The organism is Bacillus cereus group sp. BfR-BA-01523, assembly GCF_022662615.1.
Taxonomy (GTDB): domain Bacteria; phylum Bacillota; class Bacilli; order Bacillales; family Bacillaceae_G; genus Bacillus_A; species Bacillus_A mycoides.
This window is the reverse complement of the sequence record NZ_JAKUDX010000005.1, coordinates 50,884-77,110: the sequence shown is the minus strand read 5'-3', so window position 1 is coordinate 77,110 and position 26,227 is coordinate 50,884. Positions and strand designations below refer to the sequence as shown.

Genomic DNA, 26,227 nt, shown 5'->3' with positions numbered 1-26,227 from the left:
CTTTTAGCAATCAAGCTTATACCCCACACCATAAATTGTCTTAATATACTCCCCGCTCGTACCTAGTTTCTTTCGAAGCCTTTGCACCATAATATCAACCGCTCTCGTATTTCCAATATACTCAAACCCCCATACCTTCTCAAGCAATTCATCTCTCATGAATACACGCTGCGGATTCGAAACAAACAACTGACATAAATTAAACTCTCGGTACGTTAACTGAATCTCCTGCCCACTCACATGAAGCTTTCGTTCCTTTGGACAAATAAGTAAATCACCGGCCCCAATCACCTCATGATTTAAAGGAACCTCCTTCTTCGTCACGCGCCGCGCCATATTCTTCACCCGAAGAATAAGCTCCGCATAATTAAAAGGCTTCGTCACATAATCATCTGCTCCAAGCTGAAGACCAAGTAACTTATCATTCATCTGACTCTTCGCTGTCAGCATAAGCACCGGAATATCACGATCCTTCTCTCTGAATAAACGTAATAACTCATACCCATCCGTATCAGGAAGCATCACATCTAAAATAAGTACATCCGGCTGCTCATTCCATCTCTCTAAAGCTTCTCTCCCATCAGCCGCCGTCAATACTTCATACCCTTCCATCTCTAACTGCATCCGAATCAAATTACGAATACTCGATTCATCATCTACTACAAGTATTTTCATCATTCTCCTCCTTCCATCCTGTATTATAGTACAGTTTAGTATAGCAAAAATCATACAAAAAAAGAGAGGGTATTGTCGAACATATGTTGAACGACAGTACCCTCTCTCATTTATTAAACTTATTTCTCATAACCATTAGGTTTCTTCTGATGCCAATCCCACGCATGCTCAATAATTGTCTTCACATTTACATACTCAGGATTCCATCCTAACTTCTCTTTCGCCTTTTGAGAAGAAGCTACTAAGCGCGCCGGATCTCCTGCTCTTCGTGGCGCTATCTCCGCAGGAATCTCATGATTCGTAACTTCACGAACTGCATCAACGATTTCTTTCACACTGAAACCATTACCATTTCCTAAGTTATAGAAATCACTTTCTCCACCATTTTGCAGATCCTGCAGCCCTAAGAAATGAGCCGCCACTAAATCCTCAACATGAATATAATCACGGATACAAGTACCATCTGGTGTATTATAATCATCACCAAACATCATAATCTTCTCACGTTGACCTAACGCCACTTGTAAAACAAGAGGAATTAAATGTGTCTCTGGACGGTGATCTTCCCCAATAACACCACTTGGAGTTGCACCAGCCACATTAAAGTATCTGAAAATCTTATATCGTAAATTTGAAGATTGGCTATACCAATGAAGCATCTTTTCGATTGCTAGCTTCGTCTCTCCATATGTATTCGTCGGATTTGTCGTTGTTTCCTCAGTAATAAGATCTACATCTACTTCACCATAAGTCGCCGCAGTAGAAGAGAAAATAAACTTATCTACTTTAAACTCATCCATTACTTCTAGCAAGCAAAGTGCACCATACACATTATTATTATAATATTGAAGAGGCTTCTCCATACTAACTCCAACTAAAGAATCAGCTGCAAAATGCATAACCGCCTCGATATTTTCTTGCTTAAAAACATCTCTTAAAAATGCTTTATCACGAAGGTCACCATTATAAAATTTTGCACCTTCCGTAATTGCATCTTCATGACCAGTTTGTAAGTTATCTACTACTACTACCGATAAACCTTCGTCTACTAATTTTTTCACAGCGTGAGAACCGATATAGCCCGCTCCGCCGCAGATTAAGATTGAATTCATTGTCTTCCTCCTACACATATTAGGATTTCTTACTTTCTTATTATAAAAGGTATACGATTACTCGTATACCTTTTGTGTACCTTTCATTACTTAGCCACAAAATAATCCGTTACATATTGTGCCCAAACCTCATGTCCTTTAGCACTTGGGAAACCAAATTCTTCTTGTAAATACGGTAAAATAGCCTTCGTTGTTGCATCAGGCCATTCTCCCCAATGATCAACATATGTATAACCATTTTGCGTCGCAAATTGTTTTAACGCTTCAATCGATTTCGGATAATTCTTCGCACCATACACTGGGTTTGGTGGTTGAATCATAATTGTAGCGCCTTTTGCACTAGTAGACAGTGCCTGTACAAACTTCTGTGTATTCACAACAGAATTTCCATTACCAGTTTTACTATTATCAGTAATAAATGGTGGCTCAAATAAAATCACATCTGGGTTTTCTTTCGCAATCTCTTTATCACGCTTATTTGCGATTAACTCTTCTGTGCTCTCACCCTTATATTCCTTTACTGTCACATTCCATAAACCTTTACCGTAAGCCGTCTCTAAATTAACTGTTAACTTAGCTGCCCAAGCATCTTTTTCAGATGATGAAGCTTCATCACCAACAATAACAAGATTCACAGCCTTTTTATCCGCAGCAGCTTTCTTTAACTTCTCTTTCACTGCATCTGGTAAATTCTTCGCATATGCTTCATTAAAAGATGACTTCGCTTCTTGTTTTTTCTCTTCTTTCTTTGCTCCGCTATCTTTCGCTCCAGCCGTTGTTTTCGTTACTTCACTCGTCTGTCCTGTCGCATTCGCAACTTTCTTATTCCAGTACAATTTACCGCTCACAATTGAAGCAACAAACAATACAAAAATAACAAGGACAAGTACTGCTTTCTTATTCATCGATTCACCGCATCTATTAATCTCACAACATATAATACTAATTTAAATCCATGCAAAAATAAACCCAACTCCTTCCAAAGGAGTTGGGTTATTACATATTACTTAGTCACTTCAAGATGTGCTCTTAACTTATTCGTTAAGTCTTGCTTTGCTGCATCTGGAACATAATAGCACCAAATACCATCAGCGGCTTTGTGTCCGTCACCTGGGATTTGGATTTCTTCAGTATTCTCCATGCAATCTTTATAGTTCTTTTGAATATCGAACATTTGCTCCTGAGTTAAACTTGTTTTTACGTTTTTCTCAATTGCTTTTAATACATCACCGTAGTTTGCTAGAGAAGATACATTCGCACCTTTTTTAATTACAGCTTGAATAACTTGGCGTTGACGCATTTGACTACCGAAATCACCGCGTGGGTCTTCGTAACGCATACGAGTATATTTTAATGCTGTTTCATCATTTAAATGGATATTACCTTTAGCAAAATGTTGATCCCTTGATGTAAATTCCAAATCGTTATTTACATCAACACCGCCAAATGCATAGGCATGGTTGATTTTATCTTTTTTACCTTTTCCTACAATCTCCGTATAAGAGTCTCGTGAGATACTCGTAATTTTCATAGATTTTGTTTTTGGATTTAAAGTAAATAACATAAGTGAATCTGATCTACCTGTTCCATTATCTTCTTGATCTACACCCATCAGTAAAATAGATATAGGTTTATTATCCGAAATCTCTACTTTCTTATCTCGTTTGTCAGACTTATCACGATCTAAAGGCTTATGCACTGTATTTAACGTATTAGATACATTAGAGTAAACAGTATATGCATATACACCACCAGCAATAACGAGAACACCAATGATACCTAGGATCCAAAATAGAATCTTTTCCTTCTTTCAAATGACAAATTCAGTAATCTTATATTTAATAGCTATTATTCCACATAAATCTATACGGATTTACAAATCATTTGTAACCACTAATCCTGCCACTATCTTACACCTTCTTGAGAAAATCTTTTAAAGCTTTTTTCCAATCTTGGAATGGTTCAAACCCAGATTCTTCAATCATTCCTTTATCCAGCACCGAATACTTAGGGCGTGCAGCAGGCCTTGGAAAGTCTTCTGTTGTTAGTGGGTTGACCACTATTTCAATATTAGATTGCTCGAATATCTCTTTTGCAAACTCATACCATGAACAAACTCCTGAGTTAGAACCATGATATACCCCGTACTTATCAGTTTGTACAAGATTAATAATAAAGCTCGCTAAATCAGTTGTATATGTTGGTGAACCTACTTGATCATGAACAACCCCTAATTCTTTCTTCTCCTCCGCCAAACGTAACATCGTCTTCACAAAATTATTACCGTATAAACCAAATACCCAAGAAGTTCTAACAATATAACTTTTTGAACAATACTCTTGTGTATACTGTTCCCCAACTAATTTTGATCTACCATATACAGTTTGAGGGTTTGTTTGATCATCCGCTTTATATGGTTTATTTGTCGTTCCATCAAAAACGTAATCAGTACTTACATAACAAAACTTTGCTTCCACTGCTTCAGCAGCTTGTGCTAAATATTTTGTTCCTTCAGCATTAACCTTGAAAGCAGTTTCTTCATCACTCTCAGCTTGATCTACTTGTGTGTATGCTGCTGTATGAATAATAATATCAGGCTTTATAGATAGTACTTTTTCACGTACTTGTTCTTCATTTGTAATATCTAGCTCTTCTCTACCAAACCCATAAACTTCCCATGGTTGGTTTTCTAGTAAACATAATACATCTTGTCCTAACTGGCCTTTAGCTCCCGTTACTAATACTTTCATATGTTATACCTCTAATCTATTCGCATATTGATTCTTGAAGTATTCTTGATATTCTCCAGAAATAATGTTTTTCCACCAATCTTGATTTTCTAAATACCATTTAATAGTTTGCTCAATACCTGTATCAAAGTTATACTTTGGCGACCAACCTAACTCTTCACGAAGTTTTGTCGCATCAATTGCGTAACGTCGATCGTGACCTGGACGATCTGTAACATACTTAATTAGAGATTCTGGTTTATCCAATGCTTTTAAGATTGTTTTTACAATTTCAATATTTGTACGTTCATTGTTTCCGCCAACATTGTATACTTCACCATTTTTACCTTTATGAAGTACTAAATCAATTGCCTGACAATGGTCTTCCACATGTAGCCAATCACGTACATTTAAACCATCTCCGTATACAGGTAATTGCTTATCATTCAACGCATTAATAATCATTAGAGGAATCAACTTCTCTGGGAAATGGAAAGGTCCGTAATTATTTGAACAACGCGTAATATTTACAGGCAATCCAAACGTTTCATGATAGGCACGAACTAATAGATCTGCACCAGCTTTACTTGAACTATATGGACTATTCGATGCCAAAGGTGTCTCTTCCGTAAAGTAACCAGTTTCACCTAAAGTTCCGTATACCTCATCCGTTGAAACTTGCAAGTATTTTTTTACTTCTGCATTTTTAGCAGCATCTAGTAATACTTGTGTACCTTGAATATTTGTTTGAATAAAAATGTCAGGATTTGTAATACTTCTGTCCACATGCGACTCTGCCGCAAAATTTAATATATAATCAAAGTTTTCTTCTTTAAATAATTGATTAATAAACTGGCGATCTGCTATATCACCTTTGATAAATTTATAATTAGATAATTCCTCAATATCTTTTAGATTTTCTAAATTACCTGCGTATGTTAACGCATCTAAATTTACAATATTATATTTAGGATACTTCTTCACCATATATCGTACAAAATTACTTCCAATAAACCCTGCGCCACCTGTTACTAATACCTTCATGTTATTCCTCCTTATTTCTCGTACACAAAATTAATATTTGCTTCTTCTAATAATGGATGTTTAGTATCCTTTTCCGAAAGAATCGGTTCACTTATAGGCCAATCAATTCCTAATGCTGGATCATTCCATAGAATACCTGCATCATGATCAGGCGAATAGTATTCATCTACTTTATACGCCACAGTCGAATTTGGTACTAATGTACAAAATCCGTGTGCAAATCCTTTTGGCACGACTAATTGGCGCTTATTGTGTTCACTTAAAATAACACCAACCCATTGACCATATGTAGGTGAGCCTTTACGAATATCCACAGCTACATCATAAATAGCACCTGTAATACAACGTACTATCTTTGTCTGCGCTTTAGGGTTCAACTGAAAATGTAATCCCCGTAACGTTCCAGCCGGTACAGATAAAGATTGATTATCTTGAATAAACTCATAATCTAAACCAAGCTTATCAAAAATCTCTTTATTATAACTTTCCATAAAATAGCCGCGATGATCACCAAATACTTTAGGCTCTAAAATAACTACATCAGAAATCTTTGTTTCAACAATCTTCATTATACTTACTCCTTTATTGATACATTGGTTGTTTTTGTTTACTTTGTTCTGCCAATCTAATCAAATATTGACCGTATTGATTTTTTTTCATTGGTTCTGCTAATTCACATAGCTGCTCACGTGTAATATAGCCTTTACTAAATGCTATTTCCTCTAAACAAGCTACCTTTAAACTTTGACGTTTTTCAATTGTTTCAATAAATTGAGATGCCTCTAATAACGATTCGTGCGTACCAGAGTCTAACCAAGAAAAACCACGTCCAAGAATTTCAACGTGCAACTCTTGTAATTGTAAATAAACCTTATTTATATCAGTAATTTCCAATTCTCCACGAGGTGATGGCTTAATATTCTTTGCAATTTCCACAACCCGATTGTCATAGAAATATAAACCTGTTACAGCATAATGCGATTTTGGCTCTTGAGGTTTCTCTTCAATAGAAATAGCTTTCCCATCTTCATCGAATTCCACTACCCCAAAACGCTCTGGATCATTTACATAGTATCCAAAAACAGTTGCCCCTTCTTGACGTTCTACAGCACTTTGTAATAATTTTGTTAAACCATGCCCATAGAATAAATTATCACCAAGAACAAGAGCTACAGAATCATCACCAATAAACTCTTCTCCAATAATAAATGCCTGAGCTAAGCCATCTGGTGAAGGCTGTACAGCATATTCGAGGTTTATTCCAAGCTGTGAACCATCTCCTAATAACTCCTTAAAACGAGGGGTATCCTGTGGTGTAGAAATAATTAAAATTTCTCGAATCCCAGCAAGCATTAATACCGATAATGGATAAAAAATCATCGGCTTATCATATACGGGTAATAATTGTTTCGATACGGCTTGTGTTAGTGGATATAAGCGTGTTCCACTACCTCCTGCTAAAATAATACCTTTCATTATTCATCTTACCTCCATAAAAAAATTATACTTTCAAATATAAACATTACTATATTCAAAGGCCTTTCGGCTATATTTGAGTTACTTAAAGTTTATTTTCACCTATTTTTCACCTCTAAGCTTATATCTTATTAGTTTTATTTTTGCTTGAGTTTATTTTTTATTACCGTACTTCCCATTTCTAAATACTCCTGCAAATCCTTCCGATTAAAAAATAAATCTACAACTACTAATAAAATCATACTACAAGCAGAAGCAAGAAAATTATGCGTTATAAAAAAATATACAGCTATCACATTATTTGCTAAAATCTTAAACAAATCATAGTTAATCTTGATATTCCTTGTCATCAATTTATTTGAAATTAATGTATTACAAATTAATAAAATTAATATCCCCGTATTACTAAATAATATTACTCCTATTAATCCAAGTTTATTAACAAATAATAGATTCAAGATTAAATTTATAGTAATTGAAACAACTAATGGATATAGTGAATATGTGGTCTTTCTTGTAAGCTGTGGTCCAAATCCAGAAAAATAATTAAAACCATGTATATATATTGGTAAAATCATCAACGGAATAATGTAAAGTGCTCCTCTGTAAGAGGTAGACAACGTAGCCACTAATAACAGTAACACTAAAAATAAAATAGCCATCCAACAAAAGGCAACCATGAAAACCGTAACCAAATATATTCTCCTATAGCATTATCAGGAACTGGAATGAAATTAAAGATAGCCAAATAGCTTACATTTAAAATAAACGCAATTAATAGCACTTTCCTTACACTTGCACGCCTGAAAAATTTAAAGAATACCGCATGCAAAATATAAAATTGCATTATAATCAAAATAAAATAGCCATGAAAATCACCTAAGAATATGTTTTTTGCCGCCTGTAGTACAAAAGCATGTAGAAAATTCCCCTGCCTAAATGTATATTGTAAAGCATAAAAGGATTCTTAAATTATTTAAGAATCCTTTTTGATCATATTTTGAGGAAATTGAAAACCGAATAATTTTGCAGCTATGTCTATTCCTATTCCATCATTTAGAACTAAATCCGAACTATTTAAATTTTCTTTATACTTAGAATCCCTCTGAGCAACATTAAAACAATGTGCATTTTAAAAAAATACCTTTGCTTTTATTTTCTCTCACCCAAATAACTCAATACATGTACTTCATCCGTCATTGTAACCTTAATATCACCTATAAAATTCTCTTTCATTTTCAGCCTCTGTTATTCATCTGTTTTAGAAATTCTTCCACCCTATTTTCCATGGATTGTTTATTTACAGTTTTTTCATATGCATTATTCGCAATACGTTTTCTTTCTTTCTCATTTTTTAAATAATATCGTACTTTTTTTACTAAATCGTTAACTTCTTCAAATACAATGATATCCTCTTGTATATCATAAAAACTAGTTACTCCTTTATTAAAATCAGTTAACTGGAAAGAATTTGTTGCTGCAATTTCAAAAGTTCTAGGATTTATCCCATGATGACCTTCAAAATTTATATTAAGACAGATTTTACTTCTATTATAAAGTCTATTTAACTCCTCAGGCGTAACAGTATGATTTTTTAAAACCTTATATAAATATCTATACTTGATCTTTTGACACATATGTGTCAATGGCCTTCTTTTATTTCCATATTCACCAATGATAATGATTTTTAAATTTTCATCACACAGTTGCTTAGCGAGTTCATTTAGTATTTCTTTCCTTTTTGGATATCCATATCCTGCAAAACATATGTCTATATCCTTATCTTCTTCGCTTTGTTGGTAAATATTTGAGTTATACCCCATCGGTATATATATCCCCTTAGTAACATCCTCAAAGTACTTCTTGTCATCTTCTTCAAAATACACTACTTTGTAATATATTTCCAGCGATTCTAATGCTTTAGGAAATCTTGATAATGAGTCCATCATCCATAAAACACATTTTATTTCTGGAATAGCCCTCTTAATTTTTAGGAGTGAGTCTTTTAAAATGCAATCTCCTTTTATAACAACTAATACTGTTGGTCTATATTTTAATACTTCTTCAACAAATTCATCATTAAAACGTTGTAAATTATCCTGTTGATATTTATATATTCCAATTTTAGGAAATATCCTATTTTCTAATGTCTCTTTCACATTCTTGTTACGATCTTGATAGGACATAACCTTTGTTTGAAATTTATTATTAGAAAAAGCTGATGCTAAAGAAGTATTATAATCATAAAAGTCTGGCCCTACCAGAAATAATTTCATTGTATTTCCCTCCAAAATGATATGCTATATAAAAATTACTAATTGTTCTTGTTAGATACCGGGCGCTTTATAGACGCTGAATACATTACACTTAAATACCAACAGAACGGTACAGTGTACTGTACTGTTGAAAACGTATTATCTGAGAAAGAATAAATTAATGTCCCTATAACAAAGGAGATGTAGTACAGACGTATTTTTTTATCAAGCTCTCTATAAATAAGCCAAAAGGTAAAAATAAAAGTTCCTAATAATATTATTGCACCAACATAACCTGTTTATTAATAAAAACGTATATATTCATTATAAGGCCCCAATACAATCTAGACAACGTTTAACTATCCAATATCTTTTACGTTTATTTAATTTTTCGAGGTCAACTACTAAACTATTCTCGCTCTCTATATCTTCACTTGGCATTTTTACCAGCGTCAAAATACTCCACCGCCTATAATCATTACTCCTATAATTCCTAGTGTCCATAATAGGATTTTCTTTTTTCATAGTTTTAACCTTTCTTCTTCAGGCGCTGCTATCAAATTATTATAATGTCAAAATACATTATACATGTAACTGAATTTTGAAGCCAAACGATATTGATAACTTGATTAAAAATTCAGCACCATTTAACGAATCTTCTAGTTAATAACTTTTTGATACCCATTCTTATTCTCAGACTGCCATCTCCAAGAATCTGTACACATTTCTTCTAATCCATGGGCGGCTTCCCATCCTAATTCACGCTTTGCTTTCGATGCATCAGCAAAACATACGGCCACATCACCAGGACGACGCTCCATAATTTTATAAGGAACTTTCTTGCCTGGAACTTTTTCAAATGCTTCAACCATCTCTAACACACTGTAACCCGTACCTGTGCCCAGATTATAAGCATCTACTCCCCGTTGTGTTAAGTACTTTCTCAAGTGCTTTTACGTGACCATTTGCTAAGTCTACAACATGAATATAATCACGGACGCCTGTTCCATCTTTAGTTGAGTAGTCATTTCCAAATACGCTTAATTCCTTTAGCTTGCCTACCGTTACTTGTGTTACATACGGCATTAAGTTATTTGGAATTCCATTTGGATCTTCTCCAATACGCCCACTTTCATGTGCACCAAATGGATTGAAATAACGAAGTAATACGATACTCCATTCTGCATCCGCAAATGCTACATCACGCATAATTTGTTCAATCATTAATTTCGTTTGACCGTATGGATTTGTTGCACTTAACGGAAACTCCTCCGCAATTGGTGATGTTTCTGGAATACCATATACCGTTGCAGACGAACTGAAGATCATCTTCTTCACATTATGCTTCTGCATTACATCACATAACACTAATGTGCTTGTAATGTTGTTATGATAATATGTTAATGGGATTGCCACTGATTCTCCTACAGCCTTAAAGCCTGCGAAATGAATGACAGCTTCAATTGTATTTTCTTCAAAAATCATATCAAGTGCTTCGCGATTTAAAACGTCTTCTTGATAAAATTTAAATTGTTTTCCTGTTATTTCTTTCACCCGATTGATAGACTCTACTGAACTGTTTGATAGATTATCTACTACAATAATTTCATAACCGCTATTCAGTAATTCTACACATGTATGACTACCAATATATCCTGCTCCACCTGTTACAAGTATTACCATAAATATACCTCCAATATTATTAAATCTTAATAAAAAAAGAAAATCATTTATCTTCTATTAAAACAAATGATTTCCTTCTTATGGGTTTTATTTAGCCACAAAATAATCCGTTACATATTGCGCCCAAACTTCATGAATATAAGTTATAATAAAACATTAAATTTATCTCTATAAATGTACATCTTGTTATACAATATATTAACTTTAGTACATTATCACCCCACATCAATTATTTTTGCGCTATACTTAATTTTATTATTAAATAAACTTTTAGAAACGAGGATTATATAATTGCGCTACCGTTTTTTTATACCACTCATATTAATAATACTAGCTATATTTTCTTTAAACTTAAAACATTCAAAAACGTACAACATCCAGAAGTACGATATTATTGGTGATGGTAATACTGATAACACTCAGGCTATCCAAACCCTTTTTGACACGATAAATACTGATAATGCAACTGTTCGCTTTCCAAAAGGAACCTATATTATTTCAGCACCAATTGTGATTACAAGACCAATAACAATCATTGGTGAAAATGCCACATTGAAACTTAGCCCACAATTTAAATCAAATAAGATGGGGCAAGGCTTTTTTTATGCAAATTCTATAGATAACATTACGATTAATAAACTTAATTTTGATGGAAACAAATCAAATTTATTAAAAGATCCAATAAATAATTTTGTTACTTGGTTTGAAAACACCTCTCATGTTACTATCGAAAACTGTAGTGTTACTAGTTTAAATGGTGGGGGAGAAAACCTTAATACAGCTTTCGGTTTCATTGGGAATTCACATTACGGAAAGGCTCTAGGAAATACAGTTACAAATTCTGGTGGGGGAGCTGTTTTTTTTCAAGGAAAACATAGTGAAGCAACAAATAATACCTCTATCAAACTAGATGATGTGGCACTTGTTGCGAATAGTACTGGTGCTCAAGATATTGTTTTTAAAAACAATACAGTATCTGACACCAAAAGTGGAGGAATTGGTATTGAAAATGGACCTTCCGAAATAACAATTACTGATAATATCATCAATAATTTTACAGATGGATATGGAATTGGTGTACTCCATCTCAAGGATCTTTCAAGTCCACCTCCAAAGAAAATCACCATAAAGAATAATAAAATCAACACTAATTTAGGAAATAATCCTTGTAACGCTATAGCAATTGAACGGGGGGAAAATATATTAATTGAAAAAAATTCAATACAAAATGTTAATAATATTAACCCTCATAATAACTCTATTTGGATTAACAATATGGTAAAGAATACAAAGATATCTGCGAATACTTTATCCAAAACTACTGCCCATGTAATACTAATGCAAAGCACCGAGAATATTGTACTAAGTAAAAATCATATTAATGCTGACAATATTGGAGTTTTCATAGCTCTCGATCATATTAAATCGAATAAGACATTAACAATTTCTAATAATATAATTACCGCTAAAAAAGCAATTCATATTGAAACTACTAATAATGCCATTCAGCTTATTAATAATACTATTACCGAAGTTTAACTAATTATTCAGCTATCTGCAGTTATTTATGATCCCTAACTATCTAATTCATCAAAAAGGATTACCTCACAATCTATGAAGTAATCCTTTTTTGAAACATAATAAAAATTATTTTTCCTACTTATTCTTTACTATGACTTAAGTGATTAGTATTAAATATCCTATCATTTTTTATTGCATAAAACAGCATGACTACTGTTAGTATCAACTCACCAACATTGATTCCAATTAGGATCCCATACATATGCATATTCGGCGTTAATACAAGAAATAGTGTAAGAGTGATGATTGTAGAAAACAAGAAACTTTTACTATATAAATTAGATTTCCCTGAGGCCACTAAATATTGAATTCCAATGATATTATTAAAAATACTTGTAAGTAACCAAATGGCAAATAATTGTACTACAAGATTATATTGCACATAGTTATCACCATAAAAAATTAATAAAATCCATTTTGCTCCAATCATCATAACCATAGAAATAAATGCGGCTAATATAATAATCCATTTACCAAATTTAAAAACTGCTTGTTTTCCACTATTATAGCTCACTCCAAATTTCTCGCTAATGTATGGGAATAAAGCTTGTGTAATTGGTGTAAATAAATTAATAATTGCTTTTGCTAATTTTTCTATCGCTGAATAAATTCCAACAACCTCTTTATTAGCAAATACGCCCAATATTAAAATACCACCAGATGTTAAAATAAAGCTCATGAAAGCACTAGTAAAAACATTCCAACCATCTTTAAAACAATAAACAATTTCTTCTACATCGGGAAATACATAAGCAATAGTTAATTTACGTGAAATAATTATAAAACTAACAACAGCACAAATTACGAATGGAATTGATTGTAACAATGTAGCAAGTACATAGTCACCGGGCTCTTTTACAATTATAAAAATAAGTAAAGTGGTACTAATTTTCGCAAACATATTAATACCCGTAATATACTCCATTTTCTCAATACCTTGAAATAGCCAAATCGGGAACAATGCATTTCCAATAACATTAAAAAAGGCTATATAGTATACTACATTATTTCCTTGCAACTGAGGGATCACGCTTAATGCTGTAAATAATAATCCAAAACTAATTAACATCAGTAGTATCTTTACAGTTAACACGGAGGAAAATATACTCTTAACTTTTTCCATATCTTCCTTATGAATTGAAATCTGTCTAGTAGCCGTCAAATCAAACCCATAATTTGTAACCATTACAAAGAAGTATGAAATTGCAATTGCATATGACATCTCTCCAAACTTCTCATTCCCTAAAATTCTTACTAAATAAGGAACCGTAAGTAACGGTAGTAAATACTCGAACCCCTTTAATAGTAATAAAGAGAATGCATTCTTTGCCAACTTATTCTTTAGCATACTATAATCTCCTACCTGTTTCTAATATATACAAATAAAAGTCGATTTGTGTAGTTACATCCAAATCGACTCCTTATTAATTATTCTTTTGCAATAAAATAATTAACAATATACTGCGCCCACACTTCTTGACCTTTAGCATTTGGAAAACCGAATTCATCTTGTAGATACGATAAAATATCCTTAGTGTTCGAATTAGGCCACGCTTCCCAATGATTGATATATGTATAATCATTTTGTATTGTAAATTGTTTCAATGCTTCAACAGCCTTCGGATAGTTCTTTGCATTATAAACCGGATTTGGCGGTTGAATCATAACAGTAACATCTTTCATACTATTACTAATCGATCGTATAAATTTCTGCGTATTTTCTACAGAGTTTCCATTACCTATCTTGTTGTTATCTGTAATAAATGGAGCTTGAAATAAAATCACATCCGGCTTTAATGCTATAATTTCTTTATCTCGATTTTTTACCACTAATTCTTCTGAACTTTCATCTTTATATTCCTTAACTGTGACTTTCCACAATTTTTTTCCATATGCCTCTTCTAAATTAGACTTTAATTTTTCCGGCCAAGCGTCCTTTTCAGAGAAAGATGCTTGATCACCAATAATAACAAGATGTACTGGTTCTCCTCCACTTGCTGCTTTCTTTAACCTTTCTTTTATTGCTTCAGGTAGATTTTTTATGTAATTCTCATTAAGATTAAGTTTTTCCTCTTTTTCTTTTTTCACTACCTCTGTCTTTACTGCCTCAGTTTGTTTCGTGGCGCTCATAACCTTCTTATTCCAATATGAATTACCAACTACAATCGAAATCACAAATACTATAAAGATAATAAACACAAATATATTTTTCTTATTCATTTATTCACCTCATCTAACAAAATTGAAATACCCCCAACTACTTTGAAAGTAATTGGGGATCATTCAGATCATTTTTTATTTACTTCAAGATGTTGTCTTAATTTATTTGTTACATCTTGTTTTACTTGATCCGGTACATAATAATACCAAATACCATCAGCAGCTTTATGTCCGTCACCTGCAATTTGAACTTCTTCTATATTTTTCATAGCATTTTTATAATCTTTTTGAATATCAAACATTTGCTCTTGAGTTAAACTTGTCTTTACATTCTTCTCAATTGACTTCAGTACACTTCCATAATTCGCTAAAGAAGATACATTTGCCCCTTTTTTTATTACAGCTTGAATCACTTGACGTTGACGCATTTGGCGCCCAAAATCCCCACGTGGATCTTCGTATCTCATACGAGAATATCGTAAAGCCTCTGTTCCATTCAAATGAATATCGCCCTTCATAAATTGACTACCCTCATATGAAAAAGCTAAATCATTGTTTACTTCCACTCCACCAACTGCATCAACAACATCTTTAAACCCTTCCATATTCACTTCAATATAATGATCTACCGGAATATCAAGAAAGTTTTCTACTGTTTTAACAGACATATCAATTCCACCAAATGCATAGGCGTGATTGATTTTATCTTTTTTACCTTTGCCAACGATTTCAGTATAAGTATCACGAGGAATACTCACAATTTTCATAGATTCTTGTTTAGGGTTTAAAGTAAACAACATTAAGGAGTCTGATCTGCCGACTTCATCTTTTCGTTGATCACTTCCCATTAATAAAATAGAAATTGGCTTTTTATCTCCAATATCAACACTTTCATTACGTTTCTCTGATTTCTCGCGCTCCAACGGTTTATGCACAGCATCTAATGTACTTGATACGGATGAATATAGATAATAAGCGTATCCACCACCAGCTACGATAAAGAATCCAACAATCCCTAAAATCCAAATTAATATTTTCTTTTTCATTTTATATACCTTCTTTGTTCTCAATTTAAACTTCTTATAATCATGTTAAATTAAAATAGACTGGTAAGAACTATACGTAATATTTGCTGCATTTTCGTAACTAATATAATGCTTATATGCATCTGGTAATTCAACGTTTTTTGGATTTTTCATAGCAGTTAAGATACTTTCCCTTATTGATTTCACATCATAAGGATTACATTGATGACCATACTTGTCAAACTTATAAAAATTAACAGGACAATATTCCGGGGTAGCAACCACTATCTCAGTTCCACACCATAAAGCCTCCAAAGTTGATAAGCCTGGTGATTCTCGGAAAGATGGTAAGATGTGAACCTTCGCTTTTTGATAATAGTCTATTAAATCATCGTGGCTTAACTCACCTAAAAAGAATACGTTCCCCCTCTTCTCTGCTAACTTTATAACCTCTTGATAATAAGCTTCATTACCAATTCTTCCAATAAACACAATTGGTATTTCCTTATCCTCAAACATAGCTTTTACAACATTAAGTTGATTTTTGATAGGTTCTATTCGCCCCACTTGTAGGATATAGCCTTCAACATTTATCGAACTACTATTCCTAATGTTTACTTTTTCTTTATTTTCTATTGCATTAGGAACAAGAAAAGCCTTTTTATCCAAAATCTCCTTTGGTATACCAAACTCATTAGCTACTATTCCTAATTCTTCGGCTGAATTCGGCAACAATACATCTGCATCTATTAGGGCTTTTCTTCTCAACTCTTTGTAAGTATCTGTTCCATATGTCTTTGTTTTTCCAATTACCTTACTAACATTCATCCGAACCTTGTTGCAGATATTTTTATATTTGCTTAAGTTATCCATATTAAACACTTTTAATTTACTTAACAAATCAATATAGTACGCATGTGATAAATCCCAATATATAGTGGATAATGCGACTTTTTTTCCATTTTTTTTGCATACCTCTATATATTCAAGTGTTTGTTCAATAGTCTGTATATTAAAGATGTGTACTATTGATACATCTTTATGCTTCTCTATCTCTTGTGGAGACGTACAATATATTACCTCAATATCATACTGTTTTTCTAAATGCTCTTTTGTTTTCATCATTTGGACGGTGTCTCCACCTAATCTCTCAAAACAATCCTTCCGGTTAGCAAAGACAACCTTTAAAGTCATTTTTCTCCTCCGTCTATTGATCAATATTAACGCTTAATTTTTGCCAATACTGAAAATAATAATGGATATACTAGTTGAAAGCTCAATCCACTAAACTCTAACATATTATCAAAGGTACTAAATAACAAAATAGAGCTAAATATACTAACACCAGTTAAAAAATATTTACTATTTAACCTTTTTAAAATCATAATATATACTAACGAAATAGATAAGAGTGTAATAAAGTATATTACTAATCCTAGCCACCCCAAAGTAACATAACTCCCAGCAAAAGCCGTAGCAACAGTTAATTCTGTAGAGATTTGTGCAATGGCTGGTTTTGTTACTCCATACATGTTATTAATTCTTTTGTTTATAAAATCTGGTAATATTTCATTGTTAACCATATAAAATACATCTACAAACTCTAAATCTTTTACTTCTATTGCATTAATTGTATGTTGAAGATTAGCTAATGGGGACGATATATATATATACGACCAAAAGAATGCATCCGGTATAGAGGAATTAACAAATTCCTCCTTAGCACCTCCAACCCGTAATATTACATCACTCTCCCACATAGTTTTATCATTTTGATAAGAATGATTTACGCGGGCATTACCTGATAATCCAAATATATATAAGACCAGAATTGCAACAACACCTAGACCTATAATAATTTTAAAATTCATCTTCTTTTTAATCTTTAAAAGATATATAAACAAACAGCTAATTAAAATCATCATAATCATTCCTCTATTAACTAATAATAAAGGTAATGAAAGAAGTATAAGAAAGTTTATTAATATCTTCTTTATTTCGTATTTATTTGAAATTAACATATGAAATAAGTACGTTGCATAAAAAGAATTAAAAGTAACCACAAATACGTGGAAGACCGGAATCCCAAATTCCATATAGATTAAATTAGACTTTGTCAGTAAAGATAATAAAGGAAATCCACCTTCATATATAAATTCTAACAAATAGCATCCTACAATAAAAATGGTAATCCGATTTATTTTTTTTTCAAATTTAATATTTGAATACTTTATAATCTTTTTATTATATACATAAAATCCAACAAAAAATGCACTTACAATAGTGAATATAAGAAATAGCAGTAAGGACACACTTATTTCTGGAAAGACATATGACCATCCAAATTGATATACTATTATCGCTATCATAAATGCTACAATATACATAAAATACGGATTAATCACGCTCAAAAACTCCTATTTAATTATTTCATATATGCCGAAAATTTACGTTTTACGTTGTCATTAAATAAATGATGCTTTTTTCCCATTTTATATCCTGAAAATTTGGCGATATTTTCTAAAAGGCTGTAAAACATGTATCTAAAGTGCCTTTTACCTAATAAATATTTCTGCTGATGTTTAATCATCTTTAATCCTTCTTTTTCATTAGATACATTTTCTAGAATATAACTAGTTTCATCAAAAGCCATTCCAATGTCAAAATACCTTTTAAATTGTTGTTTCAAAGAATAGTCATGCGAATGATATACCTTTGCTTCCGCTTCATATACTACTTTATACCCAGACATAATTGTCTCATAAGCTAGGATCATATCCTCATTTAAAATAATTTTTTCAGGAAATCCTTTAAATGGTTCTCTAAATAAAGTTCGATGATACATGCTACAAACGTTAGAATTAAAAAACGTTTTAATCCCTAGCTCATCAATAGATTCTTTAGTCTTTATTTTGCTTTCAGCCGGATAATTAAAATTACGAGCAAATTTTTCTAAAGGACTTACATTATCCCTAGGAATTTGTCTAGCTGTAACAATCTTCACATTTTCATCTTCAAACTGTGCTAAAAGATTTGCTATTAAGTAATTATCAAACGGAATAGCATCTTGTGTCATATACAATAAATAATCTCCTTCTGACTGCTTCATTAAGAGATTTCTTGTTCCTCCATGATCAAATTCCTTATTTTTTATGACCGTACACTTTACTTTTGGAAACTCCTTATTTAAAATCGCAACTGTATTGTCACTAGAAGAGGAGTCTACTGTAATAATTTCCATACTAGCGTCTTTTGGCAATGATTGTATCTCTAACTTTCTCATTAAATCGCGTATAAATACCTCTGCATTATATAATGGGATAAGCACTGAAACTTTTTTTTTCTGCATTATATTTTTTTCTCCTTGTTCATCATAAATACAATTATAAAGAAACCTATATTCCTAATTATCCCTTGTTTCAAAAATCCATACTTATTAATAACTTGCACTCTTTTAAACTTGTTGATATTTTTCAAGTTGATGTAATGTTCAATATCTCTCAACATTTCTGCTGTAAATTCACTTTGATATGTTAAATAAAAATTTTCTGCTTGTTTAAAGTTTTTGTTTACCATTTCAAATAATTTATTATATCCTTTTACTCTTTGATAAAAATAGCTAAATGAATATTGTTTTGCTCCTGTATCATTTCCTCCATGTTGACGATATTTTATCGTAGAATATTGAACGAATCCTATCTTTCCAAAAGCTGAAGCAACTAATGCTAACCACCAATCATGCATCATTGCATTTTTTGATATAGGAAGGGCTTTTTCTTTCAAGCTCTCATTAATCATAGTAGTACAACCAGTTACATTATTTTGTGTTAATAGATTATTTAAATTCACAAAGTTTGAATTTAAATTTTGATATTGAAACATTGAATCAGCTACAGTCTCTAATTCTTTATTGACCACCTCTAAATCGGTATGTACTAATATCGGTTTATCCTTATAACCGTTATTTTCTATTTCCTTCATTTTTTCAAATGTTACTTTAATTTTATCTTCTTTCCAAACATCATCTTGATCGCAAAACATTATATATTTAGCAGTTGAATTTTCTAGTAGTCGTGCAAAGTTTCCACTAGGACCCAACCCTTTGTCACCATCATCTATTAATTCAATACGGTCTCCATGTTTTTTTATAAATTCCTCAACTATTCCTAATGTATTATCTGAAGAACCATCATCACGTATAATAACTTTCCAATTTTCATAGCTTTGTGCCATTAATGAATCTAATTGCTCTTGAATAAATCTTTCTCCATTATAGGTAGCTAATAATATGTCTATTCTAGTATTTAAATTTGAAGTCATATAAATATCCTTTCACATGTTGTAATTTTAGAATTTCTTAATTTAAAAAATAAATTAATTTTATTCACTAAAGTAAAAAATCCTATATAACTACACAAAACATCTAGTATAGATGTTTTGTGTAGCATCTTTTTATTTATTTTCAAGAAGATAAGCTTTTAAAGCCTCTTTCCAATCTTGTAAAGAGCTAAATCCTTCATCTTCAATTTTTTGTTTACTTAATACTGAATAATGTGGACGTGCTGCTGGTCGAGGAAATTCCTCTGTTGTCACCGAATTCACCTTAACTTCTATGCCTGCTTGATTGAAAATCTCTACAGCAAATTCATACCAAGAACAAACCCCTGTGTTTGTCGCATGATATATACCGTACTTTTCAGAACGAATTAATTCAATCATAAAACGTGCCAAATCTACTGTATATGTAGGTGAACCTATCTGATCGTGAACAACACTAATTTCATCATGCTCTTTTCCTAAACGTAGCATTGTTTTCACAAAATTATTTCCAAATATCCCAAATACCCAAGCTGTACGTACAATAAAGAATTTATCTACATATTGTTGTACAAATGTTTCACCTGCTAATTTTGTTTCACCATAAACCCCCAATGGTTTTGTAGGTTCACTAGTTTCATAAGGACTTTTTGCTGTACCATCGAAAACATAGTCGGTACTAATATACAACATTTTCGCCCCTATTTCTCCTGCAGCTTGTGCTAAATACTTTGTACCTAGTCCATTTACTTTATAAGCAGTTTCTGCATCTTCTTCTGCTGCATCAACATTTGTATAAGCTGCACAATGCATAATTGCATCTGGCTTAATTTTATTTATATAAGCTTGTACAGCCTCATTATTTGTTATATCTAACTCTTCACGATCAATACCGTATACTTGTAAATCTGTATGTTCTAATTGTTTCAAAACGTCTTGTGCAAGTTGACCTTTTGCTCCTGTTACAATAACTTTCATTTACTTAACCTCTAATCTATTACCATACTGATTTTCGAAATATTCTTGGTATTCTCCGGAAATAATATTCTTCCACCAATCTTGGTTTTCTAAGTACCAATTAATAGTTTGTTCAATTCCAGTATCAAAGTTATACTTTGGTGACCAACCTAACTCCTCACGAAGTTTTGTCGCATCAATTGCATAGCGGCGGTCATGTCCCAGACGATCTGTAACATATTGAATTAAAGATTCCGGCTTATCTAACGCTTTTAAAATTGTTTTTACAATTTCAATATTTGTACGCTCGTTATTTCCACCAACATTATATACTTCACCATTTTTCCCCTTATGAAGTACCAAATCAATAGCTTGACAATGATCTTCTACATGTAACCAGTCACGTACATTTAAACCATCGCCGTATACAGGTAACTGCTTATTATTTAATGCATTAATAATCATTAATGGAATTAATTTCTCTGGAAAATGGAATGGCCCATAGTTATTTGAGCAACGTGTAATATTAACAGGTAAGCCAAATGTTTCATGATATGCACGAACTAGTAAGTCTGCCCCAGCTTTACTTGAACTATATGGACTATTTGAAGCTAAAGGTGTTTCTTCTGAAAAATAACCTGTATCACCTAAAGTACCATATACCTCATCTGTTGAAACTTGCAAATATTTCTTCACTTGTGCATTTTTCGCTGCATCTAATAGCACTTGAGTTCCTTGAATATTTGTTTGAATAAATATATCTGGATTAGTAATACTTCTATCCACATGTGATTCTGCTGCAAAATTTAATACATAGTCAAATTTTTCTTTTTCGAATAGTTGATTGATAAACTCGCGATCGGCTATATCACCTTTAACAAATTTATAATTCGGTAAGCTCTCAATCTCTTTTAGATTCTCTAAATTACCTGCATACGTCAATGCATCTAAATTGACAAGATTATATTCAGGGTATTTCTTTACCATATAACGTACAAAATTACTTCCAATAAATCCTGCTCCACCTGTTACTAATACTTTCATGTTGCTCCTCCTTAATTTTCATATACAAAATTAATATTTGCTTCTTCCAACATTGGATGTTTGTTATCTTTATCCGATAGTATTGGATTACTTACTGGCCAGTCTATGCCTAGCGCTGGATCATTCCATAAAATACCAGAGTCATGTTCTGGGGAATAATATTCATCTACTTTATAAGCGACAGTTGAATTAGGTACTAATGTACAAAAACCGTGCGCAAATCCTTTTGGTACAACTAGCTGACGCTTATTATGTTCACTTAAAATAACACCTACCCATTGACCATATGTAGGTGAACCTTTACGAATATCAACCGCTACATCATAAATGGCACCAGTAATACAACGAACTACTTTTGTCTGTGCTTTAGGATTTAATTGAAAATGCAAACCACGTAATGTTCCAACAGGCACTGATAATGATTGATTATCTTGAATAAATTCATATTTTAAACCTAACTTATCAAATGCATCTTTATTATAACTTTCCATAAAATATCCACGATGATCCCCAAATACATTTGGCTCTAAAATAAGTACATCAGGAATTTTTGTCTCAATAATCTTCATATTTAATACTCCTTTATTGATAAATTGGTTGCTTCTGCTTACTTTGCTCTGCCAATTTCATTAAATATTGACCATATTGATTCTTTTTCATGGGCTCTGCCAGAACTAATAATTGCTCTCGATTAATATATCCTCTTCTAAAAGCAATTTCCTCTAAACAAGCTACCTTTAAACTTTGACGTTTTTCAATTGTTTCAATAAATTGTGATGCCTCTAATAATGATTCATGCGTACCTGAATCCAGCCATGAGAAACCACGTCCAAGAATCTCTACATTTAATTCATTTGCTTCTAGATATACTTTATTGATATCTGTAATCTCTAACTCACCACGAGCTGATGGTTTAATATTTTTAGCAATCTCTATGACTCTATTATCATAAAAATAAAGCCCTGTTACTGCATAATGAGATTTAGGATTTTCTGGTTTTTCTTCAATAGATATAGCTTTTCCGTTCTCATCAAACTCAACTACTCCAAAACGTTCTGGATCATTTACATAATAACCGAAAACAGTTGCCGCATTTTGACGCTCTACAGCATTTTGTAGTAATTGAGTTAAGCCATGTCCATAAAACATATTGTCCCCTAATATTAGAGCGACTGAATCATCACCAATAAAATCTTCTCCAATAATAAATGCCTGTGCCAATCCATCCGGTGATTCTTGTACTGCGTATTCAAGGTTAATTCCAAACTGAGAACCATTCCCTAGGAGCTCCTCGAAACGTGGTGTATCCTGTGGCGTAGATATAATTAAAATATCCTGGATTCCAGCCAACATTAATACTGATAATGGATAGTAAATCATTGGTTTATCGTATACTGGTAACAATTGTTTTGAAACAGCTGTAGTAAGTGGGTACAAACGCGTTCCACTTCCTCCGGCTAAAATAATTCCTTTCATAAAAACAACTCTCCTTCTATTATGTTAAATTAATAAGCACCTTTACGTAAAATTACGTTTATAACTGTAAAAAATATAATCTTGATATCAAAATATAAAGAAGCATTATACACGTAATGAAGTTCTAAATCCACTCTTTCCGGGTAGCCAACATTACTTCTTCCACTCACTTGCCAATAGCCTGTAATACCCGGTTTAACAGATAAAAATTCACATTCTCTATGACCGTACTCTTTTAATTCTTCTTTTACCACCGGTCTTGGACCCACAAGGCTCATATCACCTTTTAAAACATTAATAAATTGCGGAAGTTCATCTAAACTTGTTTTTCTTAAAAATTGACCTAGCTTCGTAATACGGGGATCTTCATTAGGTTCTAACTTATAATTATTAGCTACATATTTTTTATATAATAGTTCATTTTCTTTTAATTTCCCTTCAGCATTTACAATCATTGAACGGAATTTATAAATATGAAATGGTTTACCGTTTTTACCCATTCTTACTTGTTTGAAAAACACAGGCCCTTTATTATCTCCCCACATATACAAAATTGAAATTAGGACAAAAATTGGAGAAAAAACTATTAACCCTACTATAGCCCCTATTACATCCATTATTCTTTTTGAGCATAAATAAGTCATACTAGTTTGTTTTATCATCTGTGCTTCTGACTCAATCGGAGTACCTACCATTTCTCGATTATCCAAATATATCCACTCTCCTCTATCTATGTATATTTTCTTTTTTAACAAGTTTATTCATATATTCCAATAGTTCATATTTCAATTCATCATGCTGTAAAGCCATATCAATTGTGGTCTTAATAAACCCAAGCTTCTCTCCAACATCATAACGAGTTCCTTCAAAATCATAAGCAAACACACGTTGAATCTCATTTAATCTTTGAATCGCATCTGTTAACTGAACCTCTCCACCAGCACCCGTTTGTTGATCCTCAAGGAACATAAAAATTTCTGGTGTCAATACATAACGTCCCATAATCGCTAAATTAGATGGTGCTGTACCTTCTGCTGGTTTTTCAACAAATTGACGAACTTGGTAACGGCGATCATTTTGTTCAATTGGATCAATGATTCCGTAACGATGTGTTTCATTTTCTGGTACTGTTTGTACACCAATAACGGATGATTGTGTATCTTCATATTCGTTCATTAACTGACGTAAACACGGTGTTTCGGCTTGTACAATATCATCACCAAGTAATACCGCAAATGGCTCGTTCCCAATAAATTTACGTGCGCACCATACTGCATGTCCTAAACCTTTTGGTTCTTTTTGTCTTATGTAGTGGATGTTAATTTTTGAAGAAGCTTGTACTTTTTCAAGTACTTCATGCTTTCCTTTTTCAAGTAAGTTTTGTTCTAACTCAAAAGAATGATCAAAGTGATCTTCAATTGCACGTTTTCCCTTACCAGTAACAATAATAATATCTTCAATTCCTGATTCTATCGCTTCTTCTACTATGTATTGAATTGTCGGTTTATCGACGATTGGTAACATTTCTTTTGGCATTGCTTTCGTTGCTGGTAAAAATCTCGTTCCAAGACCCGCTGCTGGGATAATCGCTTTTCTTACTTTTTTCAATCGTAGCCCCCCTATATCCCTTTATTTTTATGTAGCAATAACAAAAAACCCTACCTATAGAGTCATATTTATAACTCCATAGGTAGAGTTTCTAAATATTAATAAACTATGGGCATCTAACCCAACCTCACGTCATACTCCCGACGACAAGCGTCTAAGGTAGGTTCGAAATAAAAATTTCTACCCACAGCACGACCGAGTGCCCCCATTGATAACGGTTAGGAGACATCACCAAAGCTCTTCAATTAAAAAATACCAAACAATTTTTTACGGCGAATTTGTTCTGGATCTTCTTTATAAATTGCTTTCCCGCTAATTAATAAATACGGATTTTCTTTTAAATCGCTCATAACATTCATTCCAAATTCTTTTCCGATTAATTCGTAGCTTTCTGCTAAATAAAATCCTCTTGACGTTGTGTTATGTGCATCTGATGCGATCATATGCGTTAAATTATGTTCAACGAGTTGTAATGAAAACTTTTTAATTTTTTTACCGAACTTCCCAAGTAAACTACCTGCCGTCACTTGCGTTAATGCCCCTTTATTTACAAGGTTGTATAACTTATCTGGACGCTCAATTAACTCTGCATTACGTTCTGGATGAACGATAATTGGAATCATTCCCTTTACACGTAATTCGTATAATAAATGTTCTGCATAACGGGGTACATGATTAGATGGGAATTCAATTAATATATATTTATTTGTTTCATTTAACGTAACGATTTTACCAGCTTCATAGTCTTCTAATAAATCACCATATAATCTGACCTCTTGCCCTGGTAAAACATTCAGTGGAATTTCATTTTGTTGTAGTTCATCATTTAATTTCTTCACTTGATGAATAATGGAAGTACGCTCATTTACGTATTTTCCATTTTGATGATGTGGTGTTGCGACGATTGTATGTATTCCTTCTGCCACAGCTTGTTGCGCCATCGCTAAACTATCTGTTACTGTTTGTGCACCATCATCGATACCAGATAAAATGTGACAATGTAAATCAATCATTCTTTTCATCCTCCCGCCCTCATATTAAATCTTTTTTCCCTTGAATATGAGACATCTCATATTCAAGGGAAA

Annotated in this window: 25 protein-coding genes and 1 pseudogene; 1 reads left to right on the top strand and 25 read right to left on the bottom strand. The window is 32.6% G+C overall.

Features of this window, described 5'->3' with window-relative positions; genetic code table 11:
- Positions 1-3: 3 nt before the first annotated feature.
- From MR066_RS15080 to galE (MR066_RS15030), 11 genes and pseudogenes are all read right to left on the bottom strand, one after another.
- Entirely contained in the window at positions 4-675 is a 672-nt protein-coding gene (locus tag MR066_RS15080; protein WP_242247603.1) for a response regulator transcription factor, read from the bottom strand.
- Between the two features lie 119 nt (positions 676-794).
- Positions 795-1,787: a UDP-glucose 4-epimerase GalE gene (gene galE / locus MR066_RS15075; RefSeq protein ID WP_242247602.1), complete on the bottom strand. Its 993-nt coding sequence runs from the start codon at positions 1,785-1,787 to the stop codon at positions 795-797.
- An 86-nt stretch (positions 1,788-1,873) separates the two neighbouring features.
- Positions 1,874-2,692, bottom strand: coding sequence for an SGNH/GDSL hydrolase family protein (locus MR066_RS15070; RefSeq protein WP_242247599.1), 819 nt, complete (start codon positions 2,690-2,692; stop codon positions 1,874-1,876).
- 98 nt (positions 2,693-2,790) lie between these two features.
- Positions 2,791-3,585: an LCP family glycopolymer transferase gene (locus MR066_RS15065; RefSeq protein WP_242247785.1), complete on the bottom strand. Its 795-nt coding sequence runs from the start codon at positions 3,583-3,585 to the stop codon at positions 2,791-2,793.
- A 112-nt stretch (positions 3,586-3,697) separates the two neighbouring features.
- Entirely contained in the window at positions 3,698-4,537 is an 840-nt protein-coding gene (gene rfbD, locus MR066_RS15060; protein ID WP_078179490.1) for a dTDP-4-dehydrorhamnose reductase, read from the bottom strand.
- A 3-nt stretch (positions 4,538-4,540) separates the two neighbouring features.
- Positions 4,541-5,560, bottom strand: a complete 1,020-nt coding sequence (gene rfbB, locus MR066_RS15055) for a dTDP-glucose 4,6-dehydratase (RefSeq protein WP_078179491.1) — start codon at positions 5,558-5,560, stop codon at positions 4,541-4,543.
- 11 nt (positions 5,561-5,571) lie between these two features.
- A complete protein-coding gene (rfbC, locus tag MR066_RS15050) occupies positions 5,572-6,129 on the bottom strand; it encodes a dTDP-4-dehydrorhamnose 3,5-epimerase (RefSeq protein ID WP_078179492.1) in 558 nt (185 codons plus the stop codon).
- Between the two features lie 13 nt (positions 6,130-6,142).
- Entirely contained in the window at positions 6,143-7,036 is an 894-nt protein-coding gene (gene rfbA, locus MR066_RS15045) for a glucose-1-phosphate thymidylyltransferase RfbA (RefSeq protein WP_113770775.1), read from the bottom strand.
- A 137-nt stretch (positions 7,037-7,173) separates the two neighbouring features.
- The gene (locus MR066_RS15040) at positions 7,174-7,731 is read right to left on the bottom strand and encodes a hypothetical protein (RefSeq protein ID WP_215571298.1); all 558 of its coding nucleotides are present in this window, start codon (positions 7,729-7,731) and stop codon (positions 7,174-7,176) included.
- Between the two features lie 543 nt (positions 7,732-8,274).
- Positions 8,275-9,312 (bottom strand): CgeB family protein, encoded by a 1,038-nt coding sequence (locus MR066_RS15035; protein WP_113770777.1) that lies wholly within the window; start codon positions 9,310-9,312, stop codon positions 8,275-8,277.
- Positions 9,313-9,950: 638 nt separating this feature from the next.
- Positions 9,951-10,974: pseudogene (galE, locus tag MR066_RS15030) on the bottom strand (UDP-glucose 4-epimerase GalE).
- A 291-nt stretch (positions 10,975-11,265) separates the two neighbouring features.
- On the opposite strand from galE (MR066_RS15030), the gene MR066_RS15025 reads away from it, so the two are divergent.
- Entirely contained in the window at positions 11,266-12,513 is a 1,248-nt protein-coding gene (locus MR066_RS15025; RefSeq protein ID WP_242247598.1) for a glycosyl hydrolase family 28-related protein, read from the top strand.
- 121 nt (positions 12,514-12,634) lie between these two features.
- On the opposite strand, the gene MR066_RS15020 is transcribed toward MR066_RS15025, so the two are convergent.
- From MR066_RS15020 to MR066_RS14955, 14 genes are all read right to left on the bottom strand, one after another.
- Positions 12,635-13,903: a flippase gene (locus MR066_RS15020; protein WP_242247597.1), complete on the bottom strand. Its 1,269-nt coding sequence runs from the start codon at positions 13,901-13,903 to the stop codon at positions 12,635-12,637.
- A gap of 80 nt (positions 13,904-13,983) precedes the next feature.
- On the bottom strand, positions 13,984-14,775 hold the full coding sequence (locus MR066_RS15015) for an SGNH/GDSL hydrolase family protein (RefSeq protein ID WP_242247595.1): 792 nt from the start codon (positions 14,773-14,775) through the stop codon (positions 13,984-13,986).
- A 68-nt stretch (positions 14,776-14,843) separates the two neighbouring features.
- Entirely contained in the window at positions 14,844-15,761 is a 918-nt protein-coding gene (gene tagU / locus MR066_RS15010) for a polyisoprenyl-teichoic acid--peptidoglycan teichoic acid transferase TagU (RefSeq protein ID WP_242247594.1), read from the bottom strand.
- 45 nt (positions 15,762-15,806) lie between these two features.
- Positions 15,807-16,934, bottom strand: a complete 1,128-nt coding sequence (locus MR066_RS15005; protein ID WP_242247593.1) for a glycosyltransferase — start codon at positions 16,932-16,934, stop codon at positions 15,807-15,809.
- A 26-nt stretch (positions 16,935-16,960) separates the two neighbouring features.
- Positions 16,961-18,145 (bottom strand): O-antigen polymerase, encoded by a 1,185-nt coding sequence (locus tag MR066_RS15000; protein WP_242247591.1) that lies wholly within the window; start codon positions 18,143-18,145, stop codon positions 16,961-16,963.
- A 20-nt stretch (positions 18,146-18,165) separates the two neighbouring features.
- Positions 18,166-19,089, bottom strand: coding sequence for a glycosyltransferase (locus MR066_RS14995; RefSeq protein ID WP_242247590.1), 924 nt, complete (start codon positions 19,087-19,089; stop codon positions 18,166-18,168).
- Positions 19,089-20,060: a glycosyltransferase family 2 protein gene (locus MR066_RS14990; protein WP_242247589.1), complete on the bottom strand. Its 972-nt coding sequence runs from the start codon at positions 20,058-20,060 to the stop codon at positions 19,089-19,091. Before MR066_RS14990 ends, MR066_RS14995 begins: the two co-directional genes overlap by 1 nt.
- A gap of 132 nt (positions 20,061-20,192) precedes the next feature.
- Positions 20,193-21,035, bottom strand: coding sequence for a dTDP-4-dehydrorhamnose reductase (gene rfbD / locus MR066_RS14985; protein ID WP_242247588.1), 843 nt, complete (start codon positions 21,033-21,035; stop codon positions 20,193-20,195).
- The gene (gene rfbB, locus MR066_RS14980; protein ID WP_242247587.1) at positions 21,036-22,058 is read right to left on the bottom strand and encodes a dTDP-glucose 4,6-dehydratase; all 1,023 of its coding nucleotides are present in this window, start codon (positions 22,056-22,058) and stop codon (positions 21,036-21,038) included.
- Between the two features lie 11 nt (positions 22,059-22,069).
- On the bottom strand, positions 22,070-22,627 hold the full coding sequence (rfbC, locus tag MR066_RS14975; RefSeq protein WP_144614975.1) for a dTDP-4-dehydrorhamnose 3,5-epimerase: 558 nt from the start codon (positions 22,625-22,627) through the stop codon (positions 22,070-22,072).
- Between the two features lie 13 nt (positions 22,628-22,640).
- On the bottom strand, positions 22,641-23,534 hold the full coding sequence (rfbA, locus tag MR066_RS14970) for a glucose-1-phosphate thymidylyltransferase RfbA (protein ID WP_242247586.1): 894 nt from the start codon (positions 23,532-23,534) through the stop codon (positions 22,641-22,643).
- A 29-nt stretch (positions 23,535-23,563) separates the two neighbouring features.
- Positions 23,564-24,196, bottom strand: a complete 633-nt coding sequence (locus tag MR066_RS14965; RefSeq protein ID WP_396022276.1) for a sugar transferase — start codon at positions 24,194-24,196, stop codon at positions 23,564-23,566.
- Between the two features lie 64 nt (positions 24,197-24,260).
- Positions 24,261-25,142, bottom strand: a complete 882-nt coding sequence (gene bpsC / locus MR066_RS14960; protein ID WP_242247584.1) for a UTP--glucose-1-phosphate uridylyltransferase BpsC — start codon at positions 25,140-25,142, stop codon at positions 24,261-24,263.
- 245 nt (positions 25,143-25,387) lie between these two features.
- Positions 25,388-26,155, bottom strand: a complete 768-nt coding sequence (locus MR066_RS14955; RefSeq protein ID WP_242247583.1) for a tyrosine-protein phosphatase — start codon at positions 26,153-26,155, stop codon at positions 25,388-25,390.
- Between the last annotated feature and the right edge of the window lie 72 nt (positions 26,156-26,227).

What these genes read in the sequence shown, in the direction of transcription:
- MR066_RS15080 (WP_242247603.1), bottom strand. Translation starts at nt 675, where the DNA reads ATGAAAATACTTGTAGTAGATGATGAATCGAGTATTCGTAATTTGATT.
- galE (WP_242247602.1), bottom strand. Translation starts at nt 1,787, where the DNA reads ATGAATTCAATCTTAATCTGCGGCGGAGCGGGCTATATCGGTTCTCAC.
- MR066_RS15070 (WP_242247599.1), bottom strand. Translation starts at nt 2,692, where the DNA reads ATGAATAAGAAAGCAGTACTTGTCCTTGTTATTTTTGTATTGTTTGTT.
- rfbD (WP_078179490.1), bottom strand. Translation starts at nt 4,537, where the DNA reads ATGAAAGTATTAGTAACGGGAGCTAAAGGCCAGTTAGGACAAGATGTA.
- rfbB (WP_078179491.1), bottom strand. Translation starts at nt 5,560, where the DNA reads ATGAAGGTATTAGTAACAGGTGGCGCAGGGTTTATTGGAAGTAATTTT.
- rfbC (WP_078179492.1), bottom strand. Translation starts at nt 6,129, where the DNA reads ATGAAGATTGTTGAAACAAAGATTTCTGATGTAGTTATTTTAGAGCCT.
- rfbA (WP_113770775.1), bottom strand. Translation starts at nt 7,036, where the DNA reads ATGAAAGGTATTATTTTAGCAGGAGGTAGTGGAACACGCTTATATCCA.
- MR066_RS15035 (WP_113770777.1), bottom strand. Translation starts at nt 9,312, where the DNA reads ATGAAATTATTTCTGGTAGGGCCAGACTTTTATGATTATAATACTTCT.
- MR066_RS15020 (WP_242247597.1), bottom strand. Translation starts at nt 13,903, where the DNA reads ATGCTAAAGAATAAGTTGGCAAAGAATGCATTCTCTTTATTACTATTA.
- MR066_RS15015 (WP_242247595.1), bottom strand. Translation starts at nt 14,775, where the DNA reads ATGAATAAGAAAAATATATTTGTGTTTATTATCTTTATAGTATTTGTG.
- tagU (WP_242247594.1), bottom strand. Translation starts at nt 15,761, where the DNA reads ATGAAAAAGAAAATATTAATTTGGATTTTAGGGATTGTTGGATTCTTT.
- MR066_RS15005 (WP_242247593.1), bottom strand. Translation starts at nt 16,934, where the DNA reads ATGACTTTAAAGGTTGTCTTTGCTAACCGGAAGGATTGTTTTGAGAGA.
- MR066_RS14995 (WP_242247590.1), bottom strand. Translation starts at nt 19,089, where the DNA reads ATGCAGAAAAAAAAAGTTTCAGTGCTTATCCCATTATATAATGCAGAG.
- MR066_RS14990 (WP_242247589.1), bottom strand. Translation starts at nt 20,060, where the DNA reads ATGACTTCAAATTTAAATACTAGAATAGACATATTATTAGCTACCTAT.
- rfbD (WP_242247588.1), bottom strand. Translation starts at nt 21,035, where the DNA reads ATGAAAGTTATTGTAACAGGAGCAAAAGGTCAACTTGCACAAGACGTT.
- rfbB (WP_242247587.1), bottom strand. Translation starts at nt 22,058, where the DNA reads ATGAAAGTATTAGTAACAGGTGGAGCAGGATTTATTGGAAGTAATTTT.
- rfbC (WP_144614975.1), bottom strand. Translation starts at nt 22,627, where the DNA reads ATGAAGATTATTGAGACAAAAATTCCTGATGTACTTATTTTAGAGCCA.
- rfbA (WP_242247586.1), bottom strand. Translation starts at nt 23,534, where the DNA reads ATGAAAGGAATTATTTTAGCCGGAGGAAGTGGAACGCGTTTGTACCCA.
- MR066_RS14965 (WP_396022276.1), bottom strand. Translation starts at nt 24,196, where the DNA reads ATGATAAAACAAACTAGTATGACTTATTTATGCTCAAAAAGAATAATG.
- MR066_RS14955 (WP_242247583.1), bottom strand. Translation starts at nt 26,155, where the DNA reads ATGATTGATTTACATTGTCACATTTTATCTGGTATCGATGATGGTGCA.